Origin of the sequence: Amycolatopsis sp. DSM 110486 (genome assembly GCF_019468465.1) — a bacterium.
Classification (GTDB): Bacteria; Actinomycetota; Actinomycetes; order Mycobacteriales; family Pseudonocardiaceae; genus Amycolatopsis.
The window spans coordinates 9495048-9503464 of record NZ_CP080519.1 but is presented as its reverse complement, the minus strand read 5'-3'; the positions used below and the strand labels follow the sequence as shown (position 1 = coordinate 9503464).

6 protein-coding genes are annotated in these 8417 nt (G+C 71.1%); 2 read left to right on the top strand and 4 right to left on the bottom strand.

The features are described 5' to 3' along the window. Positions 1-21: 21 nt before the first annotated feature. A complete protein-coding gene (locus K1T34_RS45930; protein WP_220240205.1) occupies positions 22-1254 on the bottom strand; it encodes an IS110 family transposase in 1233 nt (410 codons plus the stop codon). Positions 1255-1614: 360 nt separating this feature from the next. On the opposite strand from K1T34_RS45930, the gene K1T34_RS45925 reads away from it, so the two are divergent. Further along, a complete protein-coding gene (locus K1T34_RS45925; RefSeq protein ID WP_220240961.1) occupies positions 1615-1824 on the top strand; it encodes an MbtH family protein in 210 nt (69 codons plus the stop codon). 221 nt (positions 1825-2045) lie between these two features. After that, positions 2046-3716 (top strand): DUF885 family protein, encoded by a 1671-nt coding sequence (locus tag K1T34_RS45920; RefSeq protein WP_220240959.1) that lies wholly within the window; start codon positions 2046-2048, stop codon positions 3714-3716. A gap of 66 nt (positions 3717-3782) precedes the next feature. Here the strand turns inward: K1T34_RS45920 and K1T34_RS45915 are convergent, their stop codons facing one another. From K1T34_RS45915 to K1T34_RS45905, 3 genes are all read right to left on the bottom strand, one after another. Beyond that, positions 3783-4859 (bottom strand): iron-siderophore ABC transporter substrate-binding protein, encoded by a 1077-nt coding sequence (locus K1T34_RS45915; protein WP_220240958.1) that lies wholly within the window; start codon positions 4857-4859, stop codon positions 3783-3785. Between the two features lie 82 nt (positions 4860-4941). After that, the gene (locus K1T34_RS45910) at positions 4942-6717 is read right to left on the bottom strand and encodes an ABC transporter ATP-binding protein (RefSeq protein ID WP_220240956.1); all 1776 of its coding nucleotides are present in this window, start codon (positions 6715-6717) and stop codon (positions 4942-4944) included. Next, a complete protein-coding gene (locus K1T34_RS45905) occupies positions 6714-8405 on the bottom strand; it encodes an ABC transporter ATP-binding protein (RefSeq protein ID WP_255638048.1) in 1692 nt (563 codons plus the stop codon). Before K1T34_RS45905 ends, K1T34_RS45910 begins: the two co-directional genes overlap by 4 nt. Positions 8406-8417 lie beyond the last annotated feature (12 nt).

The window sequence follows — 8417 nt, the reverse complement described above, 5'->3', positions numbered from 1 at the left end:
GACATCTCAGGTTCTTAAGAGTCAAGCCGCAGCGGTGAGTGGAGGTGGGAAGGCCTGATGTTCGTCGAAGAGTTGTCCTGTTTGGAGGCAGTGGTGAAGCTGTCCGAGGAACTTGTTGAACAGGTGTCGTTGGGCTTGGTGGTTCCAGTCTCCGGCGGCGCGGCGGGTGTCGAAGTGGCGTCTGGCGCCGGGGCTGGCGCGCAGCGAGGCCAGTGCCCAGATCGGGCCGACCGCGGCCAGGCGCCGGTTTTTGATGTGTCGGTGCGTGATCACGGTTTTTCGGCCGCTGGCGCGGGTGATGGGGGCGGATCCGGCGTAGGCCTTGAGGCCGCGGGGGTCGGTGAAGCGGGTGCGGTCGTCTCCGATTTCGGCGAGCACCCGGGCGCCGGCCAGCAGTCCCAGGCCGGGGAAGCTGGTGATGATCGTGGCGTCCGGGTGCTGCTCAAAATGGGTTCGTGCCGCTTCCGCCAGACTGTCAGCGGCGGCGCAGGCGGCCTCGAATTGGCTCAGCAAAGCCGAAAACTGGATGCCCATCGCGTTCTCCACGATCGGTGGCTGCCGCAACCGATCAGACCGGAACACACCGTGGAGGCGATCAACGTCGGTATCGACGTTGCGGCGGCGCCCGGCCTTGGCCAGCAGTGTCCGCAGACGTGCTCGGGTGAGTTTCGCTGCGAGCGCGGGTGTGGGTGCGGCGGCGAGGACGGTGCGGGCGTCGCGACGGGCCAGGCCGCCCTCGGGCTGGCCGGCGAACGCGTCGAGCGCGGCGGGGTAGAACTGCTTGAGCAGCGATCGGAGCTGGTTGCCCAGCTGCTGGCGGGCCCAGACCGCGTCCTGCTGGGCCCGCGCGAGCACCCGCACCGCCTGGGCGAGATCGGTGTCGGCCGGCAGTGGGCGGTGTGCGTCGGCGTCGGTGCGCACGATGTTGGCCAGCATCACCGCGTCCGCGGCGTCGGACTTCGCGCCCGAGACCTGGTGCCGGGCCCGGTACCGCGATGCGGAGAGCGGGTTGATCGCGTAGATGGTGCGTCCGGTGGCGCGCAGCGCAGAGACGAGCAGTCCGTGGTCGGTCTCGATCCCGACCGGGATCGGGTTTCCGGCGGTGTCGCCGCCCTCGGCCAGCAGGTCGAGCAGGTGGGCGAACCCGGTCGCGTCGTCGCCGATGCGGGCTTTCGCGACCACGGTTCCGGTGTCGTTGACGATGGCGACATCGTGGTGGGATTCGGCCCAGTCGATGCCGCAGAACAGTGTCAAACCGTCACGCCTCCTTCGCTATTGCGGCTGCTCACGGGTCCAGGCAGGGTCACGCAGCGCCCTAATCGCGGGACTCGATGGTCCGTCATCTCAGTAGCCGTTCGTGACTCCAGCACACCGCAGGAACCTCGTTCTGCCGAAGAGCTCGCGGCTCGGGAACACACCGAGAGGTCACCTCCTGCGGCGGACTCGCGCCACGACATCCCACCACCACAAGCACCGGCCCACCGGCCGACGCGCCGTTCTTTCTTAAGTCGTCGAACGACCGGAAAACCTAGGCATCGCCCGCCGGCGGACCAGCACCAACCGGCTCGATCACGAGCCGGAAGAACTACTCCTACTACCGATTAGGACAACACCATGACCAACCCCTTCGAAAACCCCGACGGCACCTACCTCGTGCTCGTCAACGACGAGGGCCAGCACAGCCTGTGGCCACAGTTCGTGGCCGTCCCGGCCGGCTGGACCACCGCCTTCGGCCCCGACGCTCGCCAGCCGTGCCTCGACTACGTGGAACAGAACTGGACGGACCTGCGGCCGAAGTCGCTCATCGAGGCCATGGAGTCCTGACGCAGCAACACGAAACCGCCCGGGCGGAGAGCTTCCGGCCGGACGGTTCGGTGTTTCAGGCTCTGTGCTGAGGTTCGTTGACGAGCGACGGCTTCTCTCGGGTTGGGAACTCGGAAGGGGGACTGCAGTCGAAGACGACTCACCACGCTGTGGGCGTGCCCGCGACCGATCAGGATCGGGATGACACGATGAGTGGGTCCGGTCCGGCCGTTGGGGGAACGATGGCCGAGGTCACGAAGCTGGCTGATGAGCTCCATCGGACGGTGCTCGACCGGTTCCCGATGTCCGCGATCGTGCAGGGCATCCCCGGCTATGGCGACCGGCTGCCCGACTACGGCGAAGCCACCGAATCGGACTTCGCCACCACCGTCGCGCGGATCGCGGACCGCGCCGAACGGCTGGACCCGGCCGAGCTGACCGCCTCCGAGCTGGTCACCCGGGCGGTCGTCGTTCAGCAGGCACGGATGCACAGTCAACGGGCCGAGGGCCGGTGGACCGAGTTCACCGTCAGCGACTTCATCCTCACCCCTGTTCCCGGGTTGCTGCTCGATCTGGCCACACTGCCGCTGACCATGGGCGAGGACCTTGTGGGCCGATTGCGTAGCCTGCCCACGTTCTTCGAGACGCTCACCCGGCGCCATCGCGACGGCATGGCGGCCGGGCTGCTCCCGGTCGCGCACCTCGTGGTGGCCGCCGTGAAGCACCTCGACGACCAGCTCGCCGACCTCGGCACGCTGCGCCGGTCGGCTGAGGGTGCGCTCGGCGACCGTTGCGACGAGATCCTCGGAGAGGTTGCCGCCCCCGCGATCCGGGCCTACCGCGACGTGCTGACCAGCGAGCTCCTGCCACGCGGCCGCGACGCTGACCACGCTGGGGTGTGTTGGCTGCCGGGCGGGGAGATCCGGTACGCGGCCGCCGTGCGCGGACACACCACGACCGGCCTTTCGCCGGACGAACTGCACCGGATCGGTCTCTCACTCGTCGCCGAGCTCGGCGAGGAGTACGTGGCGCTCGGCCCGGCGGTGTTCGGGACTTCGAGGCTGAGCGAGATCTTCGCGCGGTTGCGGGGCGACCTGACGCTCCGGTTCCGCACCGGGGAGGAGATGCTCCTCGCGGCCCGCGACGCGGTAGTGCGGGCAACGGCGGCCGCACCTGGTTGGTTCGCCGCCATGCCTTCGTCGGAATGCGAGGTGGCCGCGTACCCACCTACGAGCTCGTCCCGTGTTCCCTCCGCCTATCTGGTCGGCAGCCTCGACGGTGCCCGGCCGGGCACCTACTTCGTGAACACGAGGAGCCCCGCCGATGTCCCGAGGCACAAGGCGCAGGTCACGGCGTTCCACGAGGGCGTGCCGGGTCACCACTTCGAGATGACGCTGAGCCAGGAACGCACGAACCTGCCGCTGCTGCGCCGCACCGCGCAGGTCACCGCGTTCCGCGAAGGCTGGGCTCTCTACGCCGAACGGCTGGCCGACGAGATGGGTCTGTACTCCGGTCCGCTCGACCGGCTGGGCATGCTCGCGATGGACTCCAACCGCGCGGCCCGACTGGTCGTCGACACCGGGCTGCACGCCAAGGGCTGGAGCCGCCGGCGCGCGGTGGAGTACCTCCTTGCCAACACCCCGATGGCTCCGGCGCTGATCGAGTCCGAAGTGGACCGTTACCTGTCGGAGCCGGGGCAGGCCCTGGCGTACATGGTGGGCCGCCGTGAGATCGGCCGACTGCGTAACCAGGCCCGTCACGTGCTCGGCAACCACTTCGACCTTCGCGCTTTCCACACGGCAGTACTTTCCGAGGGCCAGGTGCCATTGTCCGTTCTCGACGAAATCGTCACTACGTGGATCGGCTCGTGTACTCCACCGAGGACTGAGTCCGCTGGCTCGCCGGCAAGCTGAGTCGGCAGGCAGTCACAACGCCCGGCCGGAGGACGTCTCCCGGCCGGGCGTTGGGGCGTGCACAGATCAGGCCGCGGGCTTCACGTCCGTGGCCGGATTGCCGTCGACGGCGGCGGCGAGCTGGGGGACGATCCGCTCGAGCGTGTAGGGCAGGCTGAGCACGCTGACGAACGACGTGGCGCTGCCGTAGGTGCTCGGGTCTTCGATGAAGACCTCGCGCTTCTGCTTCGCGACGTTCAGGCCCGAGTACAGCTTGTCCTTCGCCAGGGTCGCTTGGCCGCCCGGGATGGTGTCGACGATCCAGACCAGGGCGTCGACGTTGAGGAGGTCGGTGCGTTCCGCGCTGATGTTCGCGCCGAACTTGTCGCCGATGAGCTGGTCGAGGTTCGGGGGCAGCTGGAAGCCCAGCGAAGTCAGGATGCGCGAGCGCGGGTCCTCGCTGCCGTAGACGAAGTAGCCGTCGTACTGGGTGGCCATCAGGGCGCTCTTGCCGGCGAACTCCGGGTGCGCGGCGCGGGCCTTGGCGAACTGGTCCTCGACCCCGGCGACGAGCGCGTCGGCTTCCTTCGCCTTGCCCACGGCTTTGCCGACCGTCCTGGTCGTGTCCTGCCACGGGATGCCGTAGTCGTTGTACTGCTTGGGTTGCGCGATCGTCGGCGCGATCTTCGACAGGGTGGTGTACTGCTCCTGCGTGAGCGCCGAGTACAGGCCGATGATGAGGTCCGGCTTCAGCGCGGCGATCTTTTCGAACTGCGGCCCGTCGGCGTCCTTCAGGACGGTCGGCAGCGGCGCGTTGCCGAGCTGCGCCTTGGCCCACGGCGCGATGGCGCCGGGGAAGTTGCCGAGCCAGTCGGTGGTGCCGACGGGCACGACGCCGAGCGCGAGCAGCGAGTCCTGCTCGGTGAGGCCGACGGTGACGACGCGCTGCGGCGCCTTCTCGATCGTGGTCGAGCCGTACTTGTGCTCGATGGTGACCGGGAACGCGCCGGGGTCCGTGGCGCCGGAAGTGCCGGTCGAGCCCGGTGCCGCGGGGGTGTCGGAGCCGCACGCCGTGAGCGCGCCGGTGAGCACGAGCGCCGCGGCGAGCGCCCCGGCGGTCCGGGCGCGCCCGCGCGCGGCGGACAGGAGGGAGAAGCGGGCCATCGTCGGTCCTCTCGATTAATCAGGTTTGCCTAACCTAAGTCAGACCGCCCTGTCGATGCAACCACGTCCACCGCGGCGAGCCTCACTCCGTTACTGGGTCGTCCACCCGGCGCGTCCCCGACCACGCGGCCCACAACGTCGCGTACTGCCCGCCCGCGGCGACCAGCTCGTCGTGCGTGCCCGTCTCCACGACCGCGCCCGCGTCGAGCACCACGATCCGGTCCGACGCCGCCGCCTGCGTGAGCCGGTGGGCCACCACGAGCCCGGTCCGCCCCGCGAGCGCCGCCGCGGCGGCCGCCTCCAGCGTCTTGGCGCCCGCGCTGCCCGCTTCGGCCGTGGCCTCGTCGAGGATCGCGACCGGCGGGTCGGCCAGCACGAGCCGCACGAGCGCGAGCTGCTGCGCCTGCGTGACGGTGAGCTGGTGCCCGCCGTCGCCGACGACCGTGTCGAGCCCCTCCGGAAGCGCCTGGGCCCACTCCAGCGCGCCGATAACGGTCAGCGCCGCGCGAAGGTCCTCTTCGGACGCTTCGGGCCGTGCCAGCCGCAGGTCGTCGGCCAGTGTGCCGCTGAAGACGTGCACCTCCTGGCTGATCAGCGCCACGGTCCGCCGCGTCTGGGCCGGGCCCAGGTCGGCGAGCGCCACGCCGCCGAGCGACACCGAACCCGAGCCCGGCTGGTGGATGCCGGCGATGAGCTTCGCCAGCGTCGTCTTGCCCGCGCCACTCGCGCCGACCAGCGCGACGCGTTCGCCGGGCGCGAGTTCGAGGTCCACCTCCCGCAGCACCGGGTGACCGTCCACATAGGAGTGGCGCAACGCGCCGGCCTTCACCGACGAGTCGACCGGCCGGGCCGGCTGCCGCGGCTCGACCGGTGCCGGCAGGTCGGCCACGCCGATCAGCCGCGCGAGACTCGCCGCGGCCGCCTGCGCGTCGTCGACGAGCGCGAGCGCCGTGTTGATCGGGCCGAAGAGGCTGTGGAAGTACAGCGCCGCCGCGGTGGCGACACCGACCGTCGCGAGGTTCGCGCCCACGAGCAGGTACCCCGCCGCCAGCACGGCCGAGAGCCCGATGAACTCCGCGAGGTTCAGCCGGCCGAAGAACCGCGTGACCAGGCGGATCCCGCGCAGCGCCAGCTCGACCGCGCCGTCCGAACGCTGACGCACTCGCTCCACGTGCTCGTCGGCCAGCCGGAACGCGCGCACGGTCTTGGCACCGCCGATCGTGTCGAGCAGCTGTTGCTGCTGTGCACCGACGGCGGCCCGCTGCGCCGCGTAGAGCGGCTTCGCCTGCCGGACGTACCAGCGCACGGTGTGCAGCTGGATCGGCACGGCGAGCAGGGCCGCGAGGAGAAACCGCCAGTCGAGCACGGCCATGGCCACGAGCGTCAGCACGATCGTGAGCACCGACCGGCCCAGCTCCGGCAACGCCTCGCGCACGGCCTCGGCGACGACCGACACGTCGTTGGTCACGCGCGTGGTGAGGTCGCCGGAACCGGCCTTCTCGACCTGTTCGAGCGGCAGGCCCAGCGCGCGGTCCACGAACCGCTCACGCAGATCCGCCAGCATCGTCTCGCCGAGGCGCGCGAGCATCGAGGTCCCGATGGCCGTGGCGATCGCCGACGCGACCGCCACGAGCACGAGCTCCACGACCGGCGTCACGAGGTCCGTGGCCGGGCGGTGCTGCGCGACGATGTCGACGACGCGGCCCAGCAGTGGCGCGGTGAGCAGGCCGACGGCCGTGGCGGCCACGACGAAGGCGAACGACCCGGCGGCGCGCGCCTTCGAGCGGCGCAGCAGTTCGCCCAGTACCGCGCGGATGCGGTGCCCGTCCGCGGTCGGGAGCAGTTCGCGGGTGCTCACGAGAGCACCGCCGCGCGGTAGTCGGCGCGCTCGCGCACGAGGCCGGCGTGCTCGCCTTCGGCGACCACGCGTCCTTCGTCGAGCAGCACCACCCGGTCGGTGGCCGCGAGCAGCGCCGGGCTGGTCGTCACCACGATCGTGGTGCGGCCGCGGCGCAATCGGGCGATGCCTTCGGCGATCCGGGCTTCGGTGACCGTGTCGACGGCCGTGGTCGGGTCGTGCAGCACGAGCACCGGTGTGTCCGCCGCCAGCGCCCGCGCGAGCGCGACGCGTTGTCGTTGCCCGCCCGAGAGCGAGCGCCCCCGTTCGGTGACGGCCGTGGCCGTGCCGGACGGCAGCGTGCTCGCCACCTCGTCGGCGGCCGCGGCCGCCAGCACTCCGTCCGGCACCGCCGGGCCACCCGCTCGCACGTTCTCCTCCAGGGTTCCTTCGAACAGATCGGCGTCGTGGGCGGCCACGAGCACCACCTCACGCACGCGGTCTGGGTCCACAGTGGACAGGTCGACCGCGTCGACGCGCACCATGCCCGCACCGGGGTCGGTGAAACGGCCGAGGCAGTCGAGCAGGTCGGTGGCCGTGGCCGGGTCGGCGGTGACGACCCCCAGCAGCTGTCCGGCGGGCACGGACAGGTCGAGCTCCCGCAGCTTTCCGTGCGTCACGCGGGAAAGTTCGATCCCGCCCGCGGCCGGCGCCGGCAGCGACGCGCTGCCCTCGGGCACGGCGAGCGGGGAGTTCAGCACGGTCGCGACGCGCCCGGCCGACGCGCGGCCCTGCGCGAACTGGCCGTTGACCCACGCGAAGATCGAGAACGGCGTCTGCAGGAACTGCGCGAGCCCGACCGCCGCGACGAGGTCGCCGACGCTGATGTCGCCGTTTGCCGCCAGGTTCCCGCCGACGAGCGCCACCAGCGCGATGAAGATGCCCGTCAACGCGAGGAGCGCGCCGTTGTGCCAGGCCTGCGCGCGGGCGGCGCGCACGGTGGCCAGCAGTGAATCCCGGCTGGTGCGGCGATACCGGTCGACGGCGGCCGGTTCGGCGCCGATGCCCTTGAGCACCCGCAGCCCCGCCACCAGGTCGGCCGCGACGCCTGACGCGTGCGCCGCGCGCTCCTGCTCCACCTCACTGCGCTTCTCCAGCGGCTTGCCGATCAGGTGTGCGAGCAACAGCAACGGGGGAGTGCCGAGCAGCACCAGCAGGCCGAGCGGCACCGACATCCGCAGCAGCGCGACCGCGCTGACCACGAGGCCCGCCAGCGCCGAGATCCCGAACGGCACCGTCGCGTTGATCATCCCGACGCGGCGCGCGTCCGACGTCCCGATGCTGGCCAGCTCACCCGCGAGCGCGCCCGTTTCGGTGCCGCCCCGCGAATGCAGCACGCGCCGCGAGAGCGAGAGCCGGATGTCGTGCGCCGCGCGCTCGGCGGCGCGTTCCGCGGCCCGCGCGCCGAAGCGGTAGCTGTAGGACAGCACCAGGAACACCACCGCCAGCACCCCCAGCCAGGTGAGCAGCGTGAGCACGGAGCTGTCGGCCACGGCGTGATCGATGACCACGCCGATCACCACGGGCACCAGGGCTTCACCCCCTTGGTGCGCGGCGGCGAGAACGGACGAGAGCGTCACGGCCCCCCGCTGTCCGGAGATCGCGTGCCGCAGCACGTCCCGCCCGGTCGTCGCTGCAGCCGTCGTCACCGGCGCCCTCCC

Excerpts from the sequence above, each read along its gene's own strand:
- K1T34_RS45915 (WP_220240958.1), bottom strand. The coding sequence starts at position 4,859 with ATGGCCCGCTTCTCCCTCCTGTCCGCCGCGCGCGGGCGCGCCCGGACC.
- K1T34_RS45925 (WP_220240961.1), top strand. The coding sequence starts at position 1,615 with ATGACCAACCCCTTCGAAAACCCCGACGGCACCTACCTCGTGCTCGTC.
- K1T34_RS45920 (WP_220240959.1), top strand. The coding sequence starts at position 2,046 with ATGGCCGAGGTCACGAAGCTGGCTGATGAGCTCCATCGGACGGTGCTC.